This is a genomic window from Puniceispirillum sp. (SeqCode), from assembly GCF_965657105.1.
Taxonomy (GTDB): Bacteria; Pseudomonadota; Alphaproteobacteria; order Puniceispirillales; family Puniceispirillaceae; genus Puniceispirillum.
Genome location: NZ_CBFHNB010000006.1, coordinates 23,601 through 48,204, shown reverse-complemented (window position 1 = coordinate 48,204; position 24,604 = coordinate 23,601). Strand labels below are relative to the sequence as shown.

Annotated in this window: 24 protein-coding genes and 1 pseudogene; 9 read left to right on the top strand and 16 right to left on the bottom strand. The window is 46.5% G+C overall.

Annotated elements, in window-relative coordinates:
* Positions 1-236: pseudogene (locus ACTF7Q_RS01865) on the bottom strand (GNAT family N-acetyltransferase); the annotation flags it as partial.
* A 48-nt stretch (positions 237-284) separates the two neighbouring features.
* Positions 285-581 (bottom strand): hypothetical protein, encoded by a 297-nt coding sequence (locus tag ACTF7Q_RS01860; protein WP_438996154.1) that lies wholly within the window; start codon positions 579-581, stop codon positions 285-287.
* A gap of 54 nt (positions 582-635) precedes the next feature.
* Here ACTF7Q_RS01860 and ACTF7Q_RS01855 point away from each other — a divergent pair, with 54 nt between their 5' ends.
* The 3 genes from ACTF7Q_RS01855 (at position 636) to ACTF7Q_RS01845 (ending at position 3,574) form a co-directional block, all read left to right on the top strand.
* Complete coding sequence (locus ACTF7Q_RS01855) at positions 636-863, top strand: hypothetical protein (RefSeq protein WP_438996153.1); 228 nt, start codon at positions 636-638, stop codon at positions 861-863.
* A gap of 208 nt (positions 864-1,071) precedes the next feature.
* On the top strand, positions 1,072-1,938 hold the full coding sequence (locus ACTF7Q_RS01850; RefSeq protein ID WP_438996152.1) for a YDG/SRA domain-containing protein: 867 nt from the start codon (positions 1,072-1,074) through the stop codon (positions 1,936-1,938).
* A 181-nt stretch (positions 1,939-2,119) separates the two neighbouring features.
* Complete coding sequence (locus ACTF7Q_RS01845; RefSeq protein ID WP_438996151.1) at positions 2,120-3,574, top strand: N-acyl-D-amino-acid deacylase family protein; 1,455 nt, start codon at positions 2,120-2,122, stop codon at positions 3,572-3,574.
* A 9-nt stretch (positions 3,575-3,583) separates the two neighbouring features.
* On the opposite strand, the gene ACTF7Q_RS01840 is transcribed toward ACTF7Q_RS01845, so the two are convergent.
* From ACTF7Q_RS01840 to ACTF7Q_RS01825, 4 genes are all read right to left on the bottom strand, one after another.
* Positions 3,584-4,258, bottom strand: a complete 675-nt coding sequence (locus ACTF7Q_RS01840; protein ID WP_438996150.1) for a class I SAM-dependent methyltransferase — start codon at positions 4,256-4,258, stop codon at positions 3,584-3,586.
* Positions 4,259-4,265: 7 nt separating this feature from the next.
* The gene (locus tag ACTF7Q_RS01835) at positions 4,266-5,108 is read right to left on the bottom strand and encodes a carbon-nitrogen hydrolase family protein (RefSeq protein ID WP_438996149.1); all 843 of its coding nucleotides are present in this window, start codon (positions 5,106-5,108) and stop codon (positions 4,266-4,268) included.
* Between the two features lie 29 nt (positions 5,109-5,137).
* On the bottom strand, positions 5,138-5,485 hold the full coding sequence (locus ACTF7Q_RS01830) for a RidA family protein (RefSeq protein WP_438996148.1): 348 nt from the start codon (positions 5,483-5,485) through the stop codon (positions 5,138-5,140).
* Positions 5,486-5,693: 208 nt separating this feature from the next.
* Positions 5,694-5,900, bottom strand: coding sequence for a SlyX family protein (locus tag ACTF7Q_RS01825; protein WP_438996147.1), 207 nt, complete (start codon positions 5,898-5,900; stop codon positions 5,694-5,696).
* 153 nt (positions 5,901-6,053) lie between these two features.
* Between ACTF7Q_RS01825 and ACTF7Q_RS01820 the strand changes: the two genes are divergently transcribed.
* On the top strand, positions 6,054-7,202 hold the full coding sequence (locus tag ACTF7Q_RS01820; RefSeq protein ID WP_438996146.1) for a cystathionine beta-lyase: 1,149 nt from the start codon (positions 6,054-6,056) through the stop codon (positions 7,200-7,202).
* A 147-nt stretch (positions 7,203-7,349) separates the two neighbouring features.
* On the opposite strand, the gene ACTF7Q_RS01815 is transcribed toward ACTF7Q_RS01820, so the two are convergent.
* The gene (locus ACTF7Q_RS01815; protein WP_438996145.1) at positions 7,350-7,646 is read right to left on the bottom strand and encodes a hypothetical protein; all 297 of its coding nucleotides are present in this window, start codon (positions 7,644-7,646) and stop codon (positions 7,350-7,352) included.
* 10 nt (positions 7,647-7,656) lie between these two features.
* Positions 7,657-8,268 carry a hypothetical protein gene (locus ACTF7Q_RS01810; protein ID WP_438996144.1) on the bottom strand — a complete coding sequence of 204 codons (612 nt, stop codon included), beginning with the start codon at positions 8,266-8,268 and terminating at the stop codon, positions 7,657-7,659.
* Positions 8,269-8,679: 411 nt separating this feature from the next.
* Here ACTF7Q_RS01810 and ACTF7Q_RS01805 point away from each other — a divergent pair, with 411 nt between their 5' ends.
* The 4 genes from ACTF7Q_RS01805 to ACTF7Q_RS01790 all read left to right on the top strand — a co-directional run bounded on the left by ACTF7Q_RS01805 (position 8,680) and on the right by ACTF7Q_RS01790 (position 13,192).
* Positions 8,680-9,468, top strand: a complete 789-nt coding sequence (locus ACTF7Q_RS01805) for an MBL fold metallo-hydrolase (RefSeq protein WP_438996143.1) — start codon at positions 8,680-8,682, stop codon at positions 9,466-9,468.
* A gap of 299 nt (positions 9,469-9,767) precedes the next feature.
* Positions 9,768-10,610, top strand: a complete 843-nt coding sequence (locus ACTF7Q_RS01800) for an EamA family transporter (RefSeq protein WP_438996142.1) — start codon at positions 9,768-9,770, stop codon at positions 10,608-10,610.
* A gap of 238 nt (positions 10,611-10,848) precedes the next feature.
* The gene (locus ACTF7Q_RS01795) at positions 10,849-11,880 is read left to right on the top strand and encodes a Fe(3+) ABC transporter substrate-binding protein (protein WP_438996141.1); all 1,032 of its coding nucleotides are present in this window, start codon (positions 10,849-10,851) and stop codon (positions 11,878-11,880) included.
* A 133-nt stretch (positions 11,881-12,013) separates the two neighbouring features.
* Complete coding sequence (locus tag ACTF7Q_RS01790) at positions 12,014-13,192, top strand: cytochrome P450 (RefSeq protein WP_438996140.1); 1,179 nt, start codon at positions 12,014-12,016, stop codon at positions 13,190-13,192.
* Between the two features lie 17 nt (positions 13,193-13,209).
* On the opposite strand, the gene ACTF7Q_RS01785 is transcribed toward ACTF7Q_RS01790, so the two are convergent.
* The 8 genes from ACTF7Q_RS01785 to ACTF7Q_RS01750 all read right to left on the bottom strand — a co-directional run bounded on the left by ACTF7Q_RS01785 (position 13,210) and on the right by ACTF7Q_RS01750 (position 21,857).
* Entirely contained in the window at positions 13,210-15,786 is a 2,577-nt protein-coding gene (locus ACTF7Q_RS01785; protein WP_438996139.1) for a Gldg family protein, read from the bottom strand.
* Positions 15,783-16,565 carry an ABC transporter ATP-binding protein gene (locus ACTF7Q_RS01780; protein ID WP_438996138.1) on the bottom strand — a complete coding sequence of 261 codons (783 nt, stop codon included), beginning with the start codon at positions 16,563-16,565 and terminating at the stop codon, positions 15,783-15,785. Before ACTF7Q_RS01780 ends, ACTF7Q_RS01785 begins: the two co-directional genes overlap by 4 nt.
* Before the next feature lie 42 nt (positions 16,566-16,607).
* Entirely contained in the window at positions 16,608-16,907 is a 300-nt protein-coding gene (locus ACTF7Q_RS01775; protein WP_438996137.1) for a hypothetical protein, read from the bottom strand.
* 24 nt (positions 16,908-16,931) lie between these two features.
* Positions 16,932-17,816: an ABC transporter ATP-binding protein gene (locus tag ACTF7Q_RS01770; protein ID WP_438996136.1), complete on the bottom strand. Its 885-nt coding sequence runs from the start codon at positions 17,814-17,816 to the stop codon at positions 16,932-16,934.
* 55 nt (positions 17,817-17,871) lie between these two features.
* Positions 17,872-18,705: an ABC transporter permease gene (locus tag ACTF7Q_RS01765; protein WP_438996135.1), complete on the bottom strand. Its 834-nt coding sequence runs from the start codon at positions 18,703-18,705 to the stop codon at positions 17,872-17,874.
* Positions 18,706-18,731: 26 nt separating this feature from the next.
* A complete protein-coding gene (locus ACTF7Q_RS01760) occupies positions 18,732-19,592 on the bottom strand; it encodes an ABC transporter ATP-binding protein (RefSeq protein ID WP_438996134.1) in 861 nt (286 codons plus the stop codon).
* A 40-nt stretch (positions 19,593-19,632) separates the two neighbouring features.
* A complete protein-coding gene (locus ACTF7Q_RS01755; RefSeq protein WP_438996133.1) occupies positions 19,633-20,520 on the bottom strand; it encodes an ABC transporter permease in 888 nt (295 codons plus the stop codon).
* Between the two features lie 230 nt (positions 20,521-20,750).
* Entirely contained in the window at positions 20,751-21,857 is a 1,107-nt protein-coding gene (locus ACTF7Q_RS01750) for a taurine ABC transporter substrate-binding protein (protein ID WP_438996132.1), read from the bottom strand.
* Between the two features lie 316 nt (positions 21,858-22,173).
* Here ACTF7Q_RS01750 and ACTF7Q_RS01745 point away from each other — a divergent pair, with 316 nt between their 5' ends.
* On the top strand, positions 22,174-24,570 hold the full coding sequence (locus ACTF7Q_RS01745) for an FAD-dependent oxidoreductase (protein WP_438996131.1): 2,397 nt from the start codon (positions 22,174-22,176) through the stop codon (positions 24,568-24,570).
* Positions 24,571-24,604: the final 34 nt, after the last annotated feature.

Genomic DNA, 24,604 nt, shown 5'->3' with positions numbered 1-24,604 from the left:
GCATCGGTGGTTAGTACAACACCACCAATTAATTTGTGCTGTCTGAAAATACTCACATTGAATGGCTGGTCTTTTATGATGTGCAGAAATTCGTCAGCGTGATGTTCGGTATAGGGATAAGGAACCCGCGTAAGCCATTTGGCAACCTCCCATGCGCCAATTTCCCTGATAAGAGTGCTTTTGTCGCGCGATGTCGCTTTACGCAATATGAGGCGCTTAGTGGTGATTTCAGGCATGTTGCAAATTACCTTAACGGCATTAATATTTGCCAGAAACGGTTAGGGCTATGACGGGCATAAAGCGACAATGTCGGTTTCATATTCTGGAAAATAGCGCGCAATTACGGGCAATTCAAAGCGTGCCAAAATAGATATGTTTGGCTCGCGTGCCAATAGAAAGTCAAACGACAAAGCTATAAGCTGTTCTTTGGATATAACGCCCTTGGTCAATGTGTAATGATAGTCATCGCTGACGGTTACGATATGTGTCGTGTGGGTGGATGCGGAGACCGTGCCTGTGCCTGTGACTGTGCCTGTGACCGCAAAGGTGACGTCGGTCTGGGCTTTAATATCAATGGACATGCTTCATGGCACCGCTATATGTAAAGATACATGCGCACGATAAGGGAGGCCATAATGTTTAGAAACCCGAAATATCTTGAATGGTTTGGTGTGATCACCGCCATCACCTATTCGATGCTGGTCGCCCTGAATATAGGCCAAGAATTTGTTGGTTTTACATTGCTGTTTATATCAGCCATTTCAATTGGCCTATGGGCCTATGCAGGCAAGCATAGAGGCATTCTATTTTTACAGTTTTTCTACGCTGCCGCTGGCATTGTTGGCATGTTGAGATGGTTCTAGCCCTATAGCGAAAACCAGATTATCCAGCGTTAGTGAAGATATATTAGGTTAAAGATGCCCGCCGCACACAACTATTATAGTGGGTCTGATAGACTATAAAAGCAGGGGCATATGTCCCTGCTTTTTGGGTTGGGGAAACAAGTGTAGTTGTTGTTTAATTTGAGTATTATACTACCCAAATTAAACAACAACTATTTTATGGTAATATATGTTTGGGACTGTAGAAGGTGTCAGTATAGGACAAATTTTTAAGTCAAGAAAAGCGCTTGCGGAAGCTGGTGTTCACACTCCATTACAGGCGGGTATTTCGGGTGCGGCGGAAGGTGCCTATTCAATCGTGCTTTCTGGTGGTTATGAAGATGACGTCGATGATTTGGATTACATTATATATACTGGTCAGGGTGGTCGAGACTTGGCTACAGGGCACCAAGTATCAGATCAAGAATTTATTAGGGGCAACAAAGGTTTAAAATTGAGTTGTGATTACAACTTGTTGGTTAGGGTCGTTCGTGGGTATCAAATTGAATGCGGACCCGAAAGTGGTTACCGATATGATGGATTGTACCACGTCAAAAAATACGAAAGAGTTAGAGGCGCTAGTGGTTTCGTGATCTGTCGATTCCATTTGGAAAGTAATCAAAACCGTAAATATATTGAAAAAAAATTAGAAGGAAGCTTTAAGCCTGCTTTTCAGCCAACTGCCCGCCAAATGTCATTGGTTTCACGATTGAAACGTGATGTTAAATTGAGTGAAAAGCTTAAAACCATGTATGATCACACTTGTCAGGTATGTGGTATAAAACTTAATTCTGCTTTTGGACCAATAGCAATCGGTGCCCATATAAAGGCATTAGGGCACCCTCATAATGGTCCGGATATTATTCAAAACATGCTTTGTTTATGTCCAAACCACCATGAACAATTTGACGCGTTTGCCTATTATATTGACCCAAAAAAGTTATTAGTAAGAAACTTAAATGATCTTGATGGGCAAAGAATTAAAGTTCATGAAAACCATAAAATTTCAACTGACTTTCTTTATTATCATTATCAACAATATGAAAAAGCTAATTAAAGTTTCAAGATTGTGCCTACTATATATTTAGATTTTAGACCTTATTAACTTGGTGTCGGTCACGTCTAAATTGCCCCTATTATAAACGACTTCTGTTTTGGTATCTGAAACGCTAGCATATAGTGTGTGCTGGTTTCATGGCATGCTGTGCTGTGCAAGATCGCCCAGATAGGAGAAATAGATGCTAAAAGACATTATTCCAGATCATATCATCCGTAACGGTCTGGTCATTGATGGCAGTGGCACTGCGGGCGTGAAGGCTGATATCGCGATTGCGGGTGACCGGATCGTGGCTATTGGGGATCTGGCGCATAGTGACACTGCACATGTGACCGATGCAGACGGGCTGGTGGTTGCGCCTGGTTTTATCGATGTGCATACGCATGATGATGCCGCGCTGATTATCAGGCCTGATATGGAAGCCAAGCTAAGCCAGGGTGTGACCACGGTGATTTGTGGTAATTGCGGTATTAGCGGCGCGCCTTATGATCTGAATAGAGAACCACCAGGATTGCTAAGGTTAGTGTTCAAATCCGAAGAATTTGTCGCGCCTGACCTTGCTAGCTATATGGCCAAAGTCGATGCTGCGCAGCCCTCGGTCAATAGTGCGTTTCTGACTGGCCATACGACATTGCGTATGAATGCGATGGGCGAGGATCTGGATCGTGCCGCCACGCCTGATGAGATTGACTATATGAAAGCCCAGCTTGCACAGGCACTGCGTGACGGGTCTATTGGCCTGTCAACGGGGTTGTTCTATGATCCGGCACATGCCGCGCCAACCGAGGAAGTTGTCGCCCTTGCTAGCGTGCTGGCGGATTATAACGGTATTTATACAACGCATATGCGTGACGAAGCTGATCATGTTATCGAAAGTGTCGAAGAATCACTCCAGATTGGTGCCAGAGCCAATGTGCCTGTGGTTATTTCACATCATAAATGTCAGGGGAAGCAGAATTTCGGACGTAGTATCGAAACCCTGAAAATCATGGCGGCGGCGCGTAAAACCCAATCCGTAGCGCTAGATATATATCCCTATGAAGCTTGTTCGACTGTATTGAATAAAACTAATGTCATGGGCGCGTTGCGCACCATCGTCACGTGGTCGGATCCGCATCCTGAGATGAGTGGCCGTGATCTGGATGATATCGCCGATGAACTTGGCCTGAGCCCGCTTGAAGCGATGGAAAAGCTGATGCCAGGTGGTGCCATATATTTCATGATGGATGAAGCTGATATTGACCGGATCATGACGTCTGAAAATGCGATGATAGGGTCAGACGGTCTGCCCGAAGATGCGCATCCGCACCCTCGCTTATGGGGCACCTTTCCGCGGGTGCTTGGGCATTATGTGCGTGAAAAGCAGCTTATGCCGCTATATGACGCGGTGCATCGTATGACAGGTTTGTCGGCAGGTAATTTCATGCTGAAAGACCGGGGTTTGATCATGCCTGGCTATTATGCCGACATCACGATTTTTGATCCCGATACAGTCATTGACAAAGCAACCTATGAAAAACCAAAGCAATATGCTTCGGGTATTGAAGTGGTTATCGTCAATGGTCAGATAGCCTGGCAAAATGGCAGCGCATCAGGCGCGCGCGCTGGTAAAGTGTTAAAACGAACTATTGCCTGAGTGGATTATTTATGAATTGCGGGTGATTAAAAAGGTGTAATCCTCTTTCACCTCGCGCGTCGCGATCGCACGGGTAGGGCCAAAACGGGCGCTTGCCTTGTCGATAAAATCATCGCGGTTAGCGTAATAAATATGATTACTGATCTTGGCTTTAGGCGCGCATAAAAGATTTAGCGCCATACCCATGCGGCTGTTTTGCCAGCAGGAATCCAAACAGGTAAACATATAGGCTTCCCAGCGCCGGATATCGTCACTATGGCATAGGTTGAAGGTGCCTGAAAAGACACTGAAATCAACAGTCGAAACGGGTTTTTTACCGCATGTGAACAGATCTGATGCGTTTGGAAAATTTTCCTGACATGCGGCGATCATCGCTGGGTTTATATCCAGTCCCATATAGCGAAGATGGGCATATTGCGGATGTGTGTTGATAAATTCCAGCATGGCGCCGTATCCACAGCCAATATCAGCGATGCTAAGGGTGCGGGGGGCTGGCTTTTTCCATGCTACATGTCCGGTTACAACGGATAAAAGCGCGGCAAAGCGCACCATTTGATTTTGCCGTGAATTCCAGAACACGCCTTGAGGGGTGCTGCCGCGTTCATCTAACCGGTTGGCATAGGCCTTGTTGAGGCTTCGTTCGATAAATGACTGGCTGATAGCACGAAACAGAGTTGATAGCATATTTGGCCTAACCTGACTTTAGCGGCAGGGTGTAATCGTCAAGCCGGTCATGCAGGAACGCATAGTCACGGCGCGCATCTCGCATCATGCCTTTATTGAGTGTCACGAATTTAAAATCTTCCTGTGTTTCTGCAAATATGACAGGCGCAATTGTGTCATCCATCCACGGCCAGCAGAATAGCGAATGGCCATAATCTTCACCTGCACGATTAAGCGACATAAAAAAAACCTGGTTCTCAATGGCGCGGGTTGTTGCAAAGGCATGCCATGATGGAAATGACGGATCACGGAAATAGGCACCAGAATGCAAGATAACATCGACACCATGATCAAGCACCAAACTACGGGTCAGTTCGGGCATGCGAATGTCATAACAGATGATCGGGGCAAGACAGAATCCCCTTACCCTGAAGGTGAATAAATGCGAACCGCGTGTGAAATAGTCCTTTTCCATCGACGCACCATAATGTGCTAAATGGAGCTTGTCATAATGCCCGATGAGTTCGCCATCCGGATTGATAATTGCCACGCAAATGAAACAGCCGTTCTGATCCTGTCGGGCAAAGCTGTAGCTGATAAATACGCCACATTCGCGGGCGACATCGCGCCAAATTTCAAAAGATGCACCCGTTAGTGGCTCGGCAAGCTGGTCTAAACAGTCAAAGCTTGCACGTGCGTAATCAATACTTGAAAGTTCAGGCAAAACAACTAGGTCAGCATGCTGATACGATAATTGCTTTCGCACCTTTTTAGCCGTTACGGCTAAATGCGCATCGCGCTCGGCTGCTGAGGTCATTGCTGGGATGTCAATTTGGCATCCCAAAAGCGTGATTGTATCATTCGCTGTCATATCCGTTGCCCTCTAATGTGAAAGAGTGGCTATGATTTTGCGGCGATTATCGTGATTTCGACAAGCAATTCTTCCGAGGCCATTTCGACACGGCCACAAGCGCGTGCAGGCGCAGCACCATCGGGAACCCAAGCTTCCCAGATTTTATTCATGGCATCAAAATCATCCATTGATTTTAACCATACGACCGCCTGTAAGAGGTGTTGCTTTGAACTACCGGCTTCGGCTAGCAAAGCATCGACTCGTGACAAAGCTTCGGTGGTTTGGGCTTCGATTGAGTCGCCACGATTGCCAACCTGACCACATAGATAGATGGTTTCATTATGCGTTACGATTTTACTCATACGCTGGCTTGTGTGCATACGTTCAATGGTCATCAGGTAAACTCCTATAACAGCGATCTGCTTTTCATGCTAAAAACCAAGCTATACTAATGTTGACAATATGCCTAGATACAGGATTGTATTAGACAGTTCTTCCAAGCCATATGTGTATTGGGGGTAGGGACCTAAAGGCAGTCGCAGGGCTATTGTCAACAGACAGGAACGCGACACGCCGCAAATTGCTAGCTCATCAAAACATAAATTAATAATGCGGTGGCGGTACATCCTCATCGGCAGTCAATATGCCGCTGTCAGTTGGTGCATTTTGTAATTTGCTTTTGAGGGTGCCTATATCCAGGCGAAGCCGTTCAATTTCCTTTTGCTGGGCATATAGCTCATCACTCATCTGCAATAATTCAGCTTGCAGGATGGCAGTTTTTTCTTCGAGATTTTTGATTTTCGTGTCCATAGCCCTTTTTAGCATTGTTCGGCGACTGTGCAAGATGTGACATATATAACCTAGTGCCAAATGATAATGTTTTTCGCGTGACTTGACGGTACGCATAGCCATATGATTTTTGTAATAATGCCGGATGTCCGGTGGCTGACATAGGAAATCGATATGGACTGGCGTACTAAATTACTCGACCCAACCCCTCAAGCACGTAATGACTTCACCGCTTTGACGACACCTGTCTATCGGGGCTCAACGGTTGTTTTTGACAGTCAGGAAAAGGTAAGTGATGACTGGCAACAAGCTGAGAATGGCTATTCTTATGGTCTTTATGGAACGCCAACAACGCTTGAGCTAGCCACGCGCATTGCCACTATTGAGGGGGCGCATCGCACCTTTATCGTGCCTGGTGGGCAGGCTGCCATTGCGCTTGTCTATATGGCATTCTGTAAAGCGGGGAGTCATGCGCTTGTCCCTTTTTCAGCCTATGGCCCTAACCGAGAAATGGCCGAAGGGATATTGCGTGATTTTGGCGTAGAGGTTGAAGCTTATGACCCGTTAATCGGTGGTGATATCAGTGCTCTGTTTCGCGATAATACGACGCTGATCTGGTGTGAAAGTCCCGGTTCGGTGACGATGGAAGTTCAGGATGTCCCCGCCATTGTTGCGGCAGCCCATAGCCGAGGCGTTTCGGTAGCGCTTGATAATACCTATGCCGCTGGCGTGCTGTTTGATGCCTTTGCACATGATGTCGATGTCAGTATTCAGGCCTTAACCAAATATGTTGGTGGGCATAGCGACTTGCTTTTAGGGTCAGTATCATCACGTGATGCGCGCGCTTATAAGGCACTAGGTTCGGTTTATCGCCAGCTGGGTCTGGCGGTATCGCCTGATGATTGTTCATTGGCGTTACGTGGCTTGCAGACTTTGGCGGTGCGCCTTGAACATCTTGAAAAATCAACATTGAAGGTGGCGCACTGGCTGGCGGGTCATAAAAGCATCGCCAAGGTGTTTCATCCTGCCTTGCCTAGCTGTCCGGGGCATGCGCAGTGGCAACGCGATTTCAAAGGCTCGGCAAGTATATTTTCTTTTCTGTTTACTCACGAAGTAACCCCACAACAGGTCGTGGCCTTTTTGAATGCCTTAGCTATTTTCAAAATAGGCCTTAGCTGGGGTGGAGTAACAAGCCTTGCTGTTGTTTATCCTGACCTTGATCGACCTGGACAAGATTTTGGTGGTAGATTGGTTAGGTTGAACATTGGTCTGGAAAGCCCCGATGACCTGATAGCTGATCTGGAACAGGCTATTTCTGGATAATCTGAGTAGCCCTAGCATCAGGTTTTTCATCAGTGATAGATTGTTTCTGATGCGCGCTGTCGCGGTTTTAGATTTTTTGAGACAGTTCAACGTCTTTTCATATAGGCTGCCAGACACAAATTCGCGCCAGAGATGTATCAGGCTTAGCTAAACATCCTTTGCCACAATATGATACAGCCCAGACCGAACCGAGCCGACTTTTTTAATGAGCCCGTTTTTGATGAGTGTCTGGAATGACCGGTATAATGTAGGGCTGGGAATATACTGCGTTAGTTCGTGATTGCGAATATCATCAAGATGCACGGGCTGGTCTGTATTGCCTCTAAGCAACACCAATGTTGAAATGATCTTTTTGTCAATTTCGGTCAGGGAAGAAATTTGAAGATCATGTTCCATCTCGGCAAGCAATTGCCGTAGATTCGCATAATGGCTGAATGAAGACATTATTATCTCCTCATCTATTTTCGAAATATCTACCATAACGAAATAATATCATGAGGACAAACATTGAAACAATAAGACCTAAAGTATCACCAGTGATATATCTGAAGCTAAGCTCAACTACTTTGCCAAAGTCCAAACGAGCATCTATAAAATAAATGCCACCAAACGTACTAATAAATGACGCCAAAAACCCAGCAAACAAGATGTTGCGCCAGCTTTTCATCTTACCCGATGGATAGACATTCATTTTCATCAGTTTTAGAAATTCAAAGGCAATGACCGCGGACGCTGAACTGGCGAGGCAATATATATAAAGCGCCGGTGCCTGAAGAGTCAAAGGCTCATAAAGATGCGCGCTAATCACGGTCGCGGGGAAAAGTGCCAGAATGGCTTTGGGGCCAAGCAACCAAGCAGCGATTACACGCACCGCATGTGGAAGAAATAGAAGGCTAGCATATGTCGTAGACTCATCAAAATAAGCTTTTTCAATTGGAAATATAAAATTCACCTGCAAAAAAAACAGACAAATATAGGTAACTATGACGGCGCTAAACCAATGCGTGCCAATTGCGGTAAGTATAGATTTGACAATAGTATATGAGGCTTCAATCCTGTGCTTCATAAAACCATAACATGACCAAGAACTAACACTAAAATCTATACTTACTATATTATTGCGAAGTCTTAGCATGTCAACTGATATGGTTTTATATATAGCTAATTTTAAGAATACGTCTAACTTGTAATGTAAATATAAATCTTATTCTGAAACAGTGCAGTGTTCCATTCGCATAGGAAACACGCTTTTATATTTGATCAAGAAACACCAGTAAGTCTGAAACAAGGCAGATTAGTTTGTGCTTGGACAGCTTGTCTATGACTCCGATATGAATGGTGCCCAGATCGCCACCCTGTTGCCGAATGGGATATGGGTTAATCTTGTAAAACCCCGAACAGATATTGCAATCGCCGGTGCAAAGTGAGACGGTCTATCCATCGCCTTTGGCAAGATGGCTAGTCGTGAGCATGTAGTATGGATGTTACATTTTTTGGGGTTCGTGGATCGACGCCGGTATCGGGTAAGGATTATGTCGAATTTGGCGGTAGCACCACATCGCTTGATATCATCACCCCACAATGCCAGATTATTTTTGACACGGGCAGTGGATTCCGCAACATCAAAATTCGCGACGATCTGCCGGTCTTTATTATCTATAGCCATTTTCATCATGATCATATTCAGGGGCTGGCTTTTAATCCCAGCTTGTTTGCCAGCCGGCAGGATATCTATGTCTGTAGCGCGCTGACCGACAAGGCTGATCTTCGTGATAAGTTGCAAGGTTATTTCAGTGGAAGCTATTTTCCCGTTGATGCGATCTCGGCACTTAGTCATCTCGAATTTATCGATTTTGCCATGCTGAATGCCTTGTTGCCAGCTGGCCATATGATGGCGTCTATTCCGTTGTATCATCCGGGTGGTGCCAGTGGCTATCGGCTAACCGCAGGTGACAGGACGCTATGCTTCTTTCAGGATCATGAATATGAACCTGCCAGTCAGGTGGCATTACATGAATTTGCATCATATGCTGATCTGGTTGTCTGGGATGGGATGTTTACTGATGCCGAGTTGCAAAGCAAAAAGGGCTGGGGACATTCATCCGTTGAACAGGGGATTCAATTTGCGGCTGAGACTGTGTGTAAAAGGCTTGCGATAGCGCATCACGCACCGACACGAACTGATACAGATATCCGCACTTTGCAGGCTAAGTATGAAAATGAAATTGTTTTTTTTGCGCGTGAAGATATGGCACTGTCGATCTAATATTAGGGTTAAGTGAAAATGCGTAAAATTAAATCTTTGGTGATATGGGCGTTATCGAGGATGGATTTGATGGAGAAACACGTTGTTTGACAGCATGTGAAACCCCATGGTTTCGGAAAAGCCATTTGACGACAAGGTGGCGCAATCGGGTCTGTTTGCGCGTGATGTGTTGTGTATCTTGTCCTATCGCTTGCGGACGTTGCAAAAGCCCCGCTAGCTTCGCGTAGCAAAGCCTAGGCATGTGGTGTTGCTAGCACCTGAACAGAAAATTTGTTTATAGATATTCAGAGGCAGGCAAAATGGATTTTACTGTGATTATCGTGGTTTTGCTGGCGGCCTTTTTGCATGCCTTCTGGAATTTTCAGGTACGTGGAAGCGATGATAAAGCGCTGGGCATAGGCGCGATCATGATAGGGCATCTGCCACTTGCTGTTATAGGACTGCTGGTTGTTGGTTTACCACCTGTTTCCAGTTGGCCTTATCTGTTGGGAAGTGCGGTTTTTCATTTGGGGTATCAGGTGTTTTTGATGCACGCATATCGGCATGGCGAACTGACGCAGATTTATCCGATTGCGCGCGGTGTTGCCCCCCTGCTTATTACACTTGTCAGCATACTGGTGATCAAAAGCGATTTTTCACAGCAACAGCTTTTCGGCATTATGATGGTATCCGGGGGTATTATCTTACATGGCATTTTCCAGTTTCATCGGACACAGACACCGTTGACGGGTTTGGTTCTGGCGTTGATTACTGGTTGTTTTATTGCGGGCTATTCGCTGGTTGACGGGCATGGAACGCGTCATGCAGGAAATGCGTTAAGTTTTTATGGGATGGTGACCGTCATCAATGGCGCGGTTTTCATATTATATTTGCGGCTGTTTCATCACGGGGTTCTTGGCCGTATTTCGACAGAAGGGCGCAAAGTTCTACTGATTGGGGGGAATTTATCCTATATCGCCTATGTGCTGGTGTTATGGGCGTGTCTATCAGCACCCATTGCCGTTGTATCTGCTTTGCGCGAGACTTCGGTTATTTTTGCGTTGTTCCTTGGCACTATGCTGCTCAAAGAAAAGCTAACGGCTATGAAAATTGTGGTGACAATAATCATCCTTGCTGGGGTCATCACTTTACGGCTTGCCTGATCAGTGGCTGTGCCACCAAGTATAGTTAACAGAGTGAAATCATAAAGCTCATGTTGTTTTCAAATAAGAATGGGTAAAGACAATAGGGCAATGCTCATATATACGATTGCGAATTATTATCATTTATTGTTGACTAGATATAAGAAATCACCTAAGTAAATTTAATAATAATAACCATTCTCATTATTATTATCAGTAAATGGCACTTACAGAATAGATGTAATAAAGGAAAATTGACGTGAAGACCTATATAACAGGATTTTTTATCAAGCTTACGGTGGCGGGGATAGCTGTCTTTGGACATTTAGCGGCGCATGCCTCGGAGCTGAATATCTATTCGCATCGCCAAGCCTTTTTGATTACACCGTTTCTGGACGCCTTTACAGACGAAACAGGCATCAAGACAAATGTGGTCTTTGCGTCCAAAGGTCTGGCGCAACGGCTTGCAGCCGAAGGAGCCAACAGCCCTGCTGATCTTGTGCTGACGGTAGATATTGCCCGTCTTAGTGTATATGCCGAAAAGGGTTTATTTGCGCCGGTTCAGTCGGATATTCTCAATCAGGTCATCCCACAACATCTGCGTAGTCAGGATGGTACATGGTTTGGCTTATCAAAACGCAGCCGGATTGTTGGCGTGTCAAAGCACCGGGTTGCTGATGGCGCTGTTCTTCGCATTGAGGATCTTGCCGATCCAAAATGGCGCGGCAAGATTTGTTCGCGTCCGGGATCGCATGTATATAACCGCGCGCTGGTGGCATCGATGATTGCTGCCCATGGCGAGGTCAAGGCCGAAGCATGGGCGCGAGATTTGGTGGCCAATTTTGCCCGACGCCCTCAGGGTAATGACCGTGCGCAGGTGAAAGCTATTTTTGAGGGGCAATGCGATATCGCCATTCTCAATCATTATTATTACGGCAATTTGCTCACCTCTGATGATGCCGCGCATCGCCAATGGGCTGATTCAATCAATGTTGTTTTTCCCAATCAGGGCGCGAATGATCGCGGTGCACATGTGAATATTTCAGGTGGTGGCATCGCTATTCATTCCAAGAATAAGGGGGATGCCCAACGCTTACTGGAATTTCTGGTATCCGAAAAGGCACAAAGCCTCTATGCCAAAATCAATTATGAATATCCAGTCAATGAAAGCCTGGATCTTCCCGATGATCTCAAGCTTTGGGGCACCTTCAAAGAAGATCAAACGCCCATATCCGAAATTGCCAGACTATCAGTCACGGCGCAGAAAATCATTGATCGGGTTGGCTGGTAAACCGATCAGTTAAAGCGGTCCTCTGTGTGCAAAAATTTATGAACCTCATGGCATGAAGCGGTTTTGATACTGCTTTGCTTGTCCATGATTTATCTATAGGCTTAACATATCTATGTAAGTGATGGAGTTGTTTATGCCGTTAGCCCCATGTGATGACACTGTCACGATAGCTGACCTGACGCACGACCCTTATCGGTTTTATAAAAAAGCGCGACATCACCATCCTGTAGTCAATGTGTCGTCAGTCAAGCGCACTATGCTGACCAAGGCAGAAGATACAAAATTTGTCAAAGATAACTGGCAGATATTCAGTTCTGACGATCCAAGCACACCTATGAAACGGGCATTTCAGGCGCATACGCTTATGCGTAAGGATGGTGTCGAACATATGCGGGAACGTAATGCGATGACGGCGGCCTTTTCACAACGTAACATTCGTGATGTTTGGGTGCCGCTTTATGAAAAGATCGCTGATGATTATATTGGGCGTCTGCCTCGTGGCGAAACAGTTGACCTGTTTCACGCGCTGGCCGCGCCGGTATCGGCGCGCTGTCTGTCACATCTCATCGGTCTTGAACATGCATCAGATAATGAGTTATGTCGCTGGTCGCAGACGCTGATCGATGGGGCAGGTAATTTTGGGTGGGCGGACGCGCCATTTGCAGCAACCGACAGGGCTAATGATGAGATCAATAACGCTATCCAAAAAACCGTTGATGATCATGATGCGAATGAAACTCCACATGCCATTGCGGCTATGCTGAATCTTGATATGCCTATGGATATTGATGTGATCCGCTCTAACATAAAAATTGTGATTGGCGGCGGTATCAATGAACCACGTGATGCCATGCTAACGGCGATTTATGGCTTGCTGACCAATCCCGATCAACTTGCTGATGCCAAAAGTGATAACGGTTTGTGGCAGCATGCTTTTGAGGAATCAGTGCGCTGGGTGGCACCCATTCAGGTTAGTTCACGTCGCACACTAGAAGATGTCGAAATTCGCGGCTATTTAATTCCCAAAGGTGATGTTGTGATGACGATTCAAGCTTCGGCAAATCACGATGAAGATGTGTATGAAGATGGGCATCTTTTTAACCTTCATCGGCCAAAGCAACCACACCAGGCATTTGGTAATGGACCACATTTCTGTCTTGGAACGCATATTGCGCGTCGCACGGTTGCCGATATTGTTCTGCCAAGATTATTCGACCGGTTTCCCAATCTGGCGCTTGATCTGGGCAAACCAGTATTATTCCAGGGTTTTGGGTTTCGTGGACCAATCAATTTACCGGTAAAACTACATTAGGGCGTTTGGTCTGGTGCCTAGGCTTGTTTGCGCCGATACCAGAATAACAGGTTAAGTATCAGTGCCAGAAGTGGCCCTGCTATAATGTTAAAAACGGTTGCCTGCTGGAACAGGGTTTCAACATCCTCGCGCATGGATCGCCTTATTTGCCGTAATTTTTGACGCAGAGGTAATAGCATGGTTTGCAGGTCACGTATCTGATTCTGCAAATTGCTGGGCAGTTCATCAACCGATTTAGCCCCTGTGAGGCTCAGAACTTCGGTGATACTGCCTTCGACTTTGGCAATTTGATTGATGAAATTGGATTCGGTGTCTTTATAAATCTGCTGGGCGTTACGCATCATCTCTTCAACAAGAGTGAAAGAGCGCACCAGATTGCCACGTGACCGGATGCCAAGCAGGCGGTTATCCCCAGCAAGAAATTCGACCATATTCACCATGAAGGCAAAATTATCATTCAAAGGGCGCAGGAATGCGGCACCGCCTTCGCCTGAACCTTGCAAGCTCATCGGATCATAAATCCAATCAGTATCAGCGATCGCAAAAATAGACGCAGAATCCGCCCTAGAATCACCATCAAAGGCTGTTGGCAATGCGCCACCAACATGGACAGCAACCGAGCGCACACCGCCCTCATCGGGCTTAAAGCTGGCGGCAAGCTGATCAGGCGCGGAAGACCGGAATAATTTACGGTCTTGCGAACCGGTTTCGCCGCTTGTAGTGACCAGACTAGTGGCAGTCAGATCGCTATTTTCAAAGGATGACAGGCTGAAATAACCAGCTTCGGCAAAAAGCAGTTCGTTCAAATCGGCCGTTGTACTATGGGTGGTTGAGAGCGCATCACGCCGTACGCGAAGCCAATAAGGATAGTTGATTTGATTGCCATCATTACCCACAACGGTAGCCGCCATAGTGCTATCGCCAATAACCAGGTTTTGATCAAAGCTGATCCCATAGCTAGCTAGAAGATCGATGATTGTTAAGATGTCGGTCTGGCTGATCGGCGCTACCTCTAATTTGGCGTTGCCACGGTTTAGCCGTTGATGTGGGTCAACCATCACCATTAGCCCTTTGCCAGCCATGACATGGCTGTCAATCGCCCGCAACATGTCGGTTTTAAGAACAGGCGTGTCAATAACAAGTAACGCATCCAGATCGTTTGGCAGGCTATCACCAAAATAAGGGATGATAGCGATATCAAATTGGTTTTTCAGTTCTTCAAGGATAGCCAACCCCGGGCGTGGTTCATCAACATTCCGTGGAATGAATAATGATGAAAGGATGCCTATTTTCGGTGTTGTCTTGCGCCCCAGATTACTCACAGCAAGGGCAAGATCATATTCCAGCAATTCGGCACGGCGTTCATCAAAATAGGATATGGCGGCATGCCGGTCACCAAGCTGGAAAGTTGCGCCAAAATACAAGCTATCGCCAGATGACATGGGCACCCGCTGAATACCGTCGAGAAGTGCGCTTTCTTCGGTGACGCTATCCGGCTCGACAGCTACTTTTTTGATTATGATGCCACCATCCGCATAAGTTTCAAATTGGGTGAGCAGACTTTCAACCCGCCGTACATGCTGGCGGATACGTGCCGGTACAGGCGTTTCATCTTTGTTATAAAATAATGTGATATCAATCGGTGTTTTTACATGCGATCGGGTCTGTTTCATAATATGAATTGTTTCAGGATGCAGGCTAAAGCTTTTCTGTTGCGTAAGGTCGAGCGCAATAGGGACGCCTGATAATAGGCCAGACAAGCCCATGATTGATACAATGCCGCCAGTAACCAGGCCAAGGCGTGCACATATACTGGCCAGATTTAACGCTGCATTGCGCCGGAAACGCGACAGCAGAATGGTTGTCGCCCCCAGCGTCAGGCCTATCAGGGCGATAAAATAGACCAATCCAGCTAGATCAATCCGCCCATCAGCCATTTCATTAAGCCAATGGCGTGGGCTTGCCAGATATAATGTATCGGCAATCCATTGCAAAGCTGGTGGCAGGATCGTCACTTCACCAAGCCCTGAATCAAGCAACATCAATACCAGTAAAAACCCCAGTCCCAACACAAAAGCGGCAATCTGGTCTCGGCATAGCGCGGCGGCTAGCATTGAAACAGCATAGGCTGATGCCAATAACAAGCTGGCACCAATATACCCGGCAATGATGATGCCCCAGTCAGGTGACCCCAGATAGGCGATAGTCATTGCAAATGGGAATGTCATGGCAAGTGTGATCAACAGGATAAAGCTACCAGTAAGCCATTTGCCTATTGTGATACTGGCGGCTGATAGCGGCAGCGACAAGGTTAGTTCCATAGACCCTTCGTTATTCTGCCCATGAAAAGCCCGCATTGCCAATGCAGGTATAAAGACATTTGCGACCCACGGCAGAAACGTCCATTGCAAATCCATGACCACCAGATCAGTGCTGAAAAAGTCGCCAATAACAAAAACCGCAGTGGCCAAGGTCAGTAAGAACCCGACCTGAAAAATCAGTGTTAATGGCGAATAGGTTAATTGCCGCCATTCATGTCTGGCGGCCGCCATTATCATGGCCATTTGTGATGACTCAGCTTGGTTTGCTTTCATGATCCAGCCCCATTATCGGCTTTGACTGGTTCGGCTACACTTATATTATTGGGGTTTATACCATCTGTATTGGCGGCGGTTAACGCATGGATTGCGCTTTCAAGTCGTCCATTCTTATCAAGAAATTGCGCTGTTGGTCCATCGGCAACAAGTTGGCTATCGCGCATAACAACAAGACGCTCGCACATATTCTCGGCTTCTTCCAGAATATGCGTCGACATCAGGATTGTTTTGGTCTGGCCAAGATATTTAAGCTTTTCGCGCAATTGCGCTTTCTGGTTGGGATCAAGCCCGTCTGTTGGCTCGTCAAGGATCAATACAGGCGGATTGTGCAACAAAGCTTGACCAAGCCAGCTTCGTTGTCGCCAGCCTTTAGACAGTGTTCCCAGAAGCTTATGCCGAACACCGCCAAGATCAAGCTGGGCGACTACATCATCGATCAACGTGCGTTTCTGTTGTCCAGAAAAACCACGTGATTCGGCGGTAAAGGTCAAAAACTCCCGCACGCTGAGATTATTAAAGCCAAGCGCTGACTCTGGAAGATAACCAAGCTGATGTTGTGCCTGCCGACGCTGCGTGACAATGTCATAGCCATTGATAAAGGCTTGCCCCGCGTCGGGTGTTAGCGAGCCGACAAGCATCCGCATGATGGTTGATTTGCCAGCACCATTACTGCCCAGCAGACCAATAATCGAGCCCGCCTTAGCGCTGAATGATACATTCCGCGCAGCAGGTTTTGAGGCATAGGATTTGGATAGGTTTTGGGCGTCTATTAACACGATGATCCTGCTTGGCTACTTAATACCTGCGTGTCAGCCTATTCACCCGCGAAGATCGACAATGAACCCAGCAATAATAAACAAAATAACACTAACGCCCATAATGCCATAACCCAAGCGGTTAAGCCAACTTTCAAAAGATGGCTTGGGACGCGGTGATACATTTTTATCAAAGGCTGGTTTGGCAGCAGGATGAATATGCTTTTTGTCAATATCGTTATCGACAGTTTTGCCAGTAAAGAATTTTTCTATCGCAGCTGAGAATGTTGCGAGAATGGCACCAATTGTGGCCAGGGTGACAACGACCGGTTTAGCTGAAATAAGGAACAAGAAATCCAGCATGGTCGTTGCCCTGAAGCGTAGCCGTTAGGCTACGCCCTTAGATGTGTTTGCAAAGCTCTTCATCGCTTCTTCATGCAGAATAGCCATTGTTTCACGCTTATATTCAAACGCTTCGGCAGAGGTCAACATGCTGTAATTCCGCGGACGAGGAAGTTTGATATCAATAATCTTTTCAACCCTTGTTGGCTTATTCGTCAGAACAATCAGATTGTCAGCAAGGAAGATAGCTTCGTCGATTTCCGATGTAACAAACACATTTGTACGACGGTTCTCTTCAAATAGCTGCAGGAAGAACTCCTGCATTAGGCTTCGCGACATTGCATCAAGGCCACGGAATGGCTCATCCATGATCATCACTTTAGGCTCGTTGATAAGGGCCCGAGCCAGTTCGGCCCGACGTTGCATACCACCAGAAAGCTGAAGTGGGAATTTGCTCATGAATTCCCCAAGGCCAACTTTGACAAGTAGCTTTTTGGCTTCTTTTTCAAGATCCGCTGTTTTCATATCACCCCGTAATTTGGGGCCAAAAACAACGTTTTCAAAAGTTGTTTGCCATGGGATCAGCGCGGTTTCTTGAAACACCACCATCCGGTCTTTGCCGGGGCCAGTGATTTCAGCGCCATCAATTGTGATCTTGCCTGAGTCAGGCTCTTCAAAGCCGGCAAGCAAATTAACCAGAGTTGATTTTCCACAACCTGACGGCCCCACAATAACAGTCATTTCACCTGGCGCAATCGACAGGCTCAGATTATCAAGAATCTGATCTGACAACCATTCTTCACCAGAAGCCTTTGATACATTTGTTAGTTCGATCGTGCTACCTGCCTCTGGCTTACTTGCCGATTTATTTGCTTTGGTAGCACCGCCAGCACTAGCAGCGCGGGCGATGGAATTACGATTGGTCAACATTGGTATACTCCCTGTAACCTTTAATTGTTCTGTTGCCTAATATTACAAACGCTGTCTAGAACAGACGTCGCCACGGCATGAAGAATATCCCTAATTTACGAATTGAGCTCGAACAGAGATAGCCCGCGATTCCGATCGAAATCATGCCAACAACAATATGCTCAAGTGAACCACCCATATATGAACTCCAGATGAAGAAGCCGAGGCCACCGCCACCTTGTGTGCCACCACCTGAAATCATCTCGGCAGCCAGCACCACCTCCCAGGTAATACCCATACCCACGGCGGCACCTGTAAAGATTGACGGCAATGTGCCAGGCAGAATGATTCTATAGAACAGATGCCACTGGCTTGCGCCCATTGATTGCGCCGCACGTAGATACCTTACATCGATTGCCCGCGCGCCACCAAGAACGTTAATCACGATGGTAAAGAACGCCCCTAGGAAGGTCACAAACGCAATAGACATTTCGTTTGTAGGCCAGAAAATCAATGAAGCTGGCACCCAAGCTAGTGGTGGAATTGGACGAAGAATTTCAAATGGTGGGAAGAAAATCCCCCGGAAATACTTGTTCACTGCCAGCAGTAGTCCAAACGGAATACCCACAATCATGGCAACAAGGAATCCAGCCAGAACGCGTTGGAAGCTAGCAACCCAACTTTGCCAATAGCCCAGATTAGGAACAACATCAGCCCATGTGATCAGAACATCCACTGGTGGCGGGACAAGCCCGATTCCCAGCATGTCATAACCTGTCCAGTCATCAATCAATGCGCCAAACTGCCACACAACCAAAAACACAAAGATAGCCATGATTGCGCGTCTCAACTCAACGCTACGCATTATTTTTGAAAATTTAGAACGTTTTTGCACAGTACTATTTCCCATAATTCAATACCTTTCCGATCTGTGGCCTAAGCCATCTCGCGTTCGCCAGCCTGAAAGGCCTTGACTGCTTCTTCGTGGACCGCTTCATTCACTTCGCTCAGCAAGGCTCGGAAAGCTTCGGATGACTGCGTCTCGAATGAACGTGGACGCGGAATATTCACTTCGACAGTTTTCTTGAGCTGACATGGACGTGTGGTTACCACATGCGCTTTGTCGCCAAGGAAAATGGCTTCCTCAAGATCATGCGTGATGAAAAAGATTGTAACCTTTGTTCTGTCATAAGTCTCAAGCAGTGATTCGTGCATGATCTGTTTGGTCAATGCATCCATCGCGCGATAAGGCTCGTCTAGAAGCAGAACTTTTGGATCATTGATCAACGCTCGCACAATCTCGGCACGACGGCTCATGCCCGAAGATACTTCGCCAGGATATTTATTGATCACATCGCCAAGGCCAGCCTCGGCAAGCATCGTGCCAGCCTTGTCAATCGCCTGAACTTTGTTAAGTGCACCTTGAACCAATGGACCATAAGCGACATTCTCGACCAGTGTTTTCCATGGAAACAAAGCTCCATTTTGGAACACAACCATACGATCAGCACCCTGATCAGCTTTTTCACGGCCTGGACCACATAGCATCTCACCATCAACGTCGATCTGACCTTCGGTTATAGAGTGGAACCCAGCAATTGCGTTCAGCAAAGTCGATTTGCCACAGCCAGACGGGCCGACAATCATACAGATTTCGCCACCGGCAATTTCCATTGAACAATTATCAACAGCCTTAACATTCACCCCTTCAGGGTCATAGATTTTGGTCACATTACGGATGCTGATGGCACCTTTTGAAGCAGCCGCACCGTTTTTTGAAGCGTTTTGTTTTGTCATAACCTTATAATCCCTTTTTTAAATCGGTAATGAGGCGCTATTAGCGATCCTGTTGAGCTAGTTCGCGAACTTGCCAGTCCATGAGCTTGTCACCCAGAATGCGCACCATGACTGATGTTACATATCCAATGAAGCCGAGTGTGATCATGCCGATCACCATAGGTACGGTAACGTTGTTCATGTAGGCATCAACGATCAGATAGCCCAAACCAAGATCACCGGAGACCATTTCAGCGGCAACAAGCGAGAACCAAGCCACACCGATTGATATCTGTAATCCAGTAAAGATGTAAGGAAGTGCGCCCGGCACAACGACATTTTTGAACACGTCCCATTTGCTTGAACCAAGACAGCCAGCAGCACGGAAATAATCATCATCGATTGAGTCCACGCCAAGCATAGCATTCAATGTTGTCACGAACAAAGACGCCAAGGTGGCAAGGAAAATTACAGGCCCCTCAAAGCCCGGCAGAAGCAGGATCGATAGCGGCACCCATGCCAGAATAGGAATAGGGCGGAAGAGTTCCAGAAGGGGAAAAGCGTAGTCGCGTATCTTTTTAGACCAGCCCATGAACAGGCCAAGTGGCACACCAACACCTGTCGCAATACCAAAGGCAATGGCAATTCGCTGGCAACTTACCCAGATATGTTCGTAATATTCTGCGGTAAAAATTGAGATGCCCTGGAACGGCTCAGGTGAGAACCAGTCCTTTGAAATGGCAACTGGGCCAGGCAGTTTGGTAAAACGCCAAACTTCAAGCCCTTCACAAAGTATCCAGTAGGTAAACAACCACAATCCTACGCCTATTGCGGTTAGATATGGTGTTGGCGTGGATAACGCCTTTACAAATCGATATTGGACCATGTCCAATCCCTTGGGTGCTTCGGTGCGCCGTTGGCGTCCTGTCGCAACTTGTTGTGTGGCCATCTTTGTGAACTCCCAGAATTAGATTTTTGAATTCTTCTTAGACTAGTAACAAAATGTCGCACTTTTGCGCGCGCAATCAAAGCGTTTCAGTAATAGATCATTTTTAATAACTAAGTGACGCAATCAATAAGCTGAATTTAACAGTAAAAAAACAAATAAAAACATTCTCTTATATAAAAAAACCCTGAGAAAATTAATTCTCAGGGTGTCTATGTTATATTGCAAGCAAATTACTTTGCGTTGATAACACCAACTGGTGAAGTCATACCGCGGGCGCGAAGAACATCTTCAGCGAACTGTGGCATAACACCGCCTGAGCGAATTGTAGGTGTCGCAGCAGGCTTTTTCTTCAGTGAGTACAAGAATGCTGTAGCGTCAGCCATCAGGTTACGAGCACGATCACTGATAACGAAGTCCAGTGTTAACTTGTTAGAACCAGCGATTGGGCTGTCATACAGAGATGCTTTCAAGATTGACTTGTCAATCTGCTCTGTCTGTGCTTCGGCCATTGTTGCAACAGCGTCTGCGTTAGCTGGATCAGCCACGAAGATCTGCGCGTCAAGCTCGGCGTTCAACCAACCAGTAACGACATCAGGGCGCTGCTCGATCAAATCGTTCAGCATAACCATAAAGGCACCATCAAGTGCACCAAAATCGATGCCTGAAGCGCCACGACGTGCGATACCGCTCTCAACCATCTTTGTTGCAGTTGGCTCCCAGATAGCAGCCGCATCCAGCTTACCAGCACGGAAGTTAGTTGTGATAACTTCGATGTTCTGGTTCAGATACTTGCTTGGCTTGATGCCAGACTCAGCGAATGCAAGCTGGGCAAAACGGTCAGTACAAGCGCCATGTGGTGCAGATGTGATTTTGCCATCCATCCACTTAACAGCGTCTCTGCCATTAGCAAATTCAGGGGCGTCGTTACGAACTAGGAAGATGTTACACTGCTGCATTGATGTGCCAAGGGCTGCCACAATACGAATGTCTGTACCACCACGCTCAGGAATCACTTTAAATGTAGATGCAATCGCTGGCATGTCACCCATGTAACCAATATGCTGCTTCTCACCAGCCATCGCATTCACGATAACTGAACCCTGAAGACCAACTTGGAAATCAGCGGTTGAGCCAGCAGGTAGGTGATTCTTCCAGAATGCCATGCCGTTATTGACAACGCCTGTCCATGATTCTGTGTAATATGGCTGATAGCCAATTACCAAATCAACAGCTTCGCCGTCATTACCAAAATCTACAGTAGCCATACCTGTTACTGGAGACATTGCCATTGCACCAACCGCAATTGCTCCAAGAGTCTTAGATAGCTTGAAAGTCATACTTTCCTCCCATTTTTGAAAAACAGGGAAGCCGTGATACTGACACTTACATTATTAACAGAACTAGTAATAATAGTAGGCATAGAACCCATAACCCTTCCCCAAAAAACATGCTTATTATATGATTGTGCATGATATTGATTAAAGTAAAGGTTTATAACGCCTAACTATCAAGTCATATCTTTATTGGGTTCTTCAATCAAGTGATAGAACAATGCAATCGATTGTTGGCTACACTGTCATTTTCTTATTTGTTACAGTTCTTTCATAAATATAAAAAATTACTGAATATAAAGTAAAACGGGAATCAAAAGCCATGCCAACAATCAACGATCAGCAAGAGACAAATAAGTCAAAGGCGCCGCACAGCGACTGGATTGATCAGAAGATTTTTTCGGATAGCAATATATCGACTGAAGAACAGCAAAAAATATTCAAAAATATTTGGGTGCCTGTTTGTCACGAATCTGAGTTACCTGAGCCGTATGATTTTCGTACATCAAGCATTGGCAATGAGAATATTATAATTCTGCGAGCTGCTGACAATAAAGTTCATGCTTACTTAAATGTATGTCCGCATCGTGGCATGCTTATCGAGCGTCGGCCACAAGGTACGTTCCTCGAAGGGCAGGCATCGGGTAACCCAAAGCGCATCACATGTATGTTCCATGCTTGGCAGTTCGACATGAAAGGCAATTGTGTCTATGTGGCACGCGAAAAAGAAGGATACCAGGATCGCTTTTCAAAAGATGAGGCAGGTCTGCGCCGTTTGCGCTGTGAGATTAAATATGGTGGCTTTGTTTGGGTGAATATGAATGACAAACCATCCGTGTCGCTTGACGATTGGGTTGGCGCGCCTCTTAAAGTGCTTGCTGGCGCTCTTGATGATGAGCCTTTAGAGGTTTTCCATTATCATAAGGAAATTTTAAATACAAATTACAAGCTCAACCACGATAGAACCATCAAATTCCATCAGGATTTTATGAAGCAGGCCGATGATTCATCTGTGACGCCAACCAGAAAAAATGATTATGAGTTCGGCCACGCGGTAGCGGGCACCTTTGGCGAAGGCGGAAATGGCCAGGATGGTCTGACATTTCCAAAAATGAAACCAGGTCAGTGGTTTATGGTTGATCTATTCCCTGGTTTTAACTTTAGCTTGCATGGATCGGCTTTGAGCGTCAGCACAATCACACCGCTTGGTCCTGATGAGGTGATGATCGAATATCGTGGGCTTGGCCTGAAAAGCGATAGTGACGAGGCGCGGAGTGCCAGAGTCAAGCATCATAATAAAATCTGGGGCCCATTTAAAATTGGCGGTTCAGCGGTTAACGCGTCGGAAGCTGGCGATACGGCACCTAACGAAAACGCTTTGCGTCAGTATTATAATGAATGGGGGCGCTGGATGAAGCGTAACCCAGAAGATCTGGACAAGGCTTATTCTGCGGTGCCGTCTGAGCCAGCGTCAAATGATAGCGCCGCAAAGACAGGCTATAATGTCGTGGTTGTTGGTGCCAGTCATGCGGGTATTAGCTTTGCTGATAAAATGCGGAAAAGCGGTTTTGAAGGGAATATCACCATTCTTGACCGTCAAAGTGGTGGCCCGATGGAGCGCCCGCCGTTATCTAAGGCATTTCTGATTGATGAAGATGAAAAGGTTAATCCGGTTTTTCTACTCAAGCGGAAAAAATGGTATAATGACCAAGACATTACCTTGCGAACCAAAACCAACGTTCAAAAAATTGACCTTGAGGCAAAATCATTGATTCTCGACGATGGTGAGCAGGTTCATTTTGACAAGCTGGTTATAGCCAGCGGGGCTGTGCCACGGATGCTACCTAGTGCCGAAGGGATGCGGAATGCGTTTATTCTGCGGCAGCCTGCTGACGCCATAGCAATCCGTAACAAGATGAAGGAGGCAAAAAGCGCTATTATTATTGGTGGTGGATATATAGGCCTTGAAGTTGCAGCCTCATTCCGAAAAAAGGGGATCGAGGTTAACGTTATCGAAGCCGCAGATAGAATCCTTGCCCGCGTTGCAAGCCCCTCAACAGCCGACTATTTGGCTGACCTTCACAACAGCCATGGGGTGAATTTGTCAACTGGTATCGGCGTTGAAGATATAATGCAGGACAATGGCGCCTTCAGTGGGGTCAAGCTGACTGATGGAACCGTTCTGACAGGTGATATGCTGATTGTCGGCATTGGTGTGGTGCCGGATAGCAAATTGGCTAATGATGCAGGCATTGAAACACAGCGTGCAGATGGTGGCGCGATACTGGTTGATAGCCATATGTATTCAAGTCATCCGGATGTGTTGGCGATTGGTGACGTTGCTTTGCAACGCAGCGCTTCGCTAGCCATTGAATCAGTCCATAATGCCCAAGAAACCGGTGCAATAGCCGCTTCGACATTGATGAAAGTCGCACCACCTACCATTCAAACGCCGTGGTTCTGGTCGGATCAATATGATGCCAAGCTTCAATCAGTTGGCGTTGTACCGGTGGGTGATGACGAGGTTTATCAGGTTACCCGACCAGGTAGCCGCGAGGGTGGAATTTCGTTCTGGAGCTTCAGACAGAAACGGCTTGTTGCGGTAGAGGTGTTCAATGACCCAGCTACCTATATGATGGCCAAACAATGTCTTGATTCCAATGTGTCACCAGACCCGGATCAAATTGCCGACATAGCCTATTCGCCACTTGATCAATAATTATTTTGGAATTGATAAGTGGCAATCGGTTTGC

What these genes read in the sequence shown, in the direction of transcription:
- ACTF7Q_RS01790 (WP_438996140.1), top strand. Translation starts at nt 12,014, where the DNA reads ATGCCGTTAGCCCCATGTGATGACACTGTCACGATAGCTGACCTGACG.
- ACTF7Q_RS01755 (WP_438996133.1), bottom strand. Translation starts at nt 20,520, where the DNA reads ATGGCCACACAACAAGTTGCGACAGGACGCCAACGGCGCACCGAAGCA.
- ACTF7Q_RS01830 (WP_438996148.1), bottom strand. Translation starts at nt 5,485, where the DNA reads ATGACCATTGAACGTATGCACACAAGCCAGCGTATGAGTAAAATCGTA.
- ACTF7Q_RS01775 (WP_438996137.1), bottom strand. Translation starts at nt 16,907, where the DNA reads ATGCTGGATTTCTTGTTCCTTATTTCAGCTAAACCGGTCGTTGTCACC.
- ACTF7Q_RS01805 (WP_438996143.1), top strand. Translation starts at nt 8,680, where the DNA reads ATGGATGTTACATTTTTTGGGGTTCGTGGATCGACGCCGGTATCGGGT.
- ACTF7Q_RS01770 (WP_438996136.1), bottom strand. Translation starts at nt 17,816, where the DNA reads ATGTTGACCAATCGTAATTCCATCGCCCGCGCTGCTAGTGCTGGCGGT.
- ACTF7Q_RS01820 (WP_438996146.1), top strand. Translation starts at nt 6,054, where the DNA reads ATGGACTGGCGTACTAAATTACTCGACCCAACCCCTCAAGCACGTAAT.
- ACTF7Q_RS01825 (WP_438996147.1), bottom strand. Translation starts at nt 5,900, where the DNA reads ATGGACACGAAAATCAAAAATCTCGAAGAAAAAACTGCCATCCTGCAA.
- ACTF7Q_RS01835 (WP_438996149.1), bottom strand. Translation starts at nt 5,108, where the DNA reads ATGACAGCGAATGATACAATCACGCTTTTGGGATGCCAAATTGACATC.
- ACTF7Q_RS01765 (WP_438996135.1), bottom strand. Translation starts at nt 18,705, where the DNA reads ATGGGAAATAGTACTGTGCAAAAACGTTCTAAATTTTCAAAAATAATG.
- ACTF7Q_RS01785 (WP_438996139.1), bottom strand. Translation starts at nt 15,786, where the DNA reads ATGAAAGCAAACCAAGCTGAGTCATCACAAATGGCCATGATAATGGCG.
- ACTF7Q_RS01840 (WP_438996150.1), bottom strand. Translation starts at nt 4,258, where the DNA reads ATGCTATCAACTCTGTTTCGTGCTATCAGCCAGTCATTTATCGAACGA.
- ACTF7Q_RS01750 (WP_438996132.1), bottom strand. Translation starts at nt 21,857, where the DNA reads ATGACTTTCAAGCTATCTAAGACTCTTGGAGCAATTGCGGTTGGTGCA.
- ACTF7Q_RS01745 (WP_438996131.1), top strand. Translation starts at nt 22,174, where the DNA reads ATGCCAACAATCAACGATCAGCAAGAGACAAATAAGTCAAAGGCGCCG.
- ACTF7Q_RS01800 (WP_438996142.1), top strand. Translation starts at nt 9,768, where the DNA reads ATGGATTTTACTGTGATTATCGTGGTTTTGCTGGCGGCCTTTTTGCAT.
- ACTF7Q_RS01815 (WP_438996145.1), bottom strand. Translation starts at nt 7,646, where the DNA reads ATGTCTTCATTCAGCCATTATGCGAATCTACGGCAATTGCTTGCCGAG.
- ACTF7Q_RS01855 (WP_438996153.1), top strand. Translation starts at nt 636, where the DNA reads ATGTTTAGAAACCCGAAATATCTTGAATGGTTTGGTGTGATCACCGCC.
- ACTF7Q_RS01760 (WP_438996134.1), bottom strand. Translation starts at nt 19,592, where the DNA reads ATGACAAAACAAAACGCTTCAAAAAACGGTGCGGCTGCTTCAAAAGGT.
- ACTF7Q_RS01810 (WP_438996144.1), bottom strand. Translation starts at nt 8,268, where the DNA reads ATGAAGCACAGGATTGAAGCCTCATATACTATTGTCAAATCTATACTT.
- ACTF7Q_RS01850 (WP_438996152.1), top strand. Translation starts at nt 1,072, where the DNA reads ATGTTTGGGACTGTAGAAGGTGTCAGTATAGGACAAATTTTTAAGTCA.
- ACTF7Q_RS01845 (WP_438996151.1), top strand. Translation starts at nt 2,120, where the DNA reads ATGCTAAAAGACATTATTCCAGATCATATCATCCGTAACGGTCTGGTC.
- ACTF7Q_RS01860 (WP_438996154.1), bottom strand. Translation starts at nt 581, where the DNA reads ATGTCCATTGATATTAAAGCCCAGACCGACGTCACCTTTGCGGTCACA.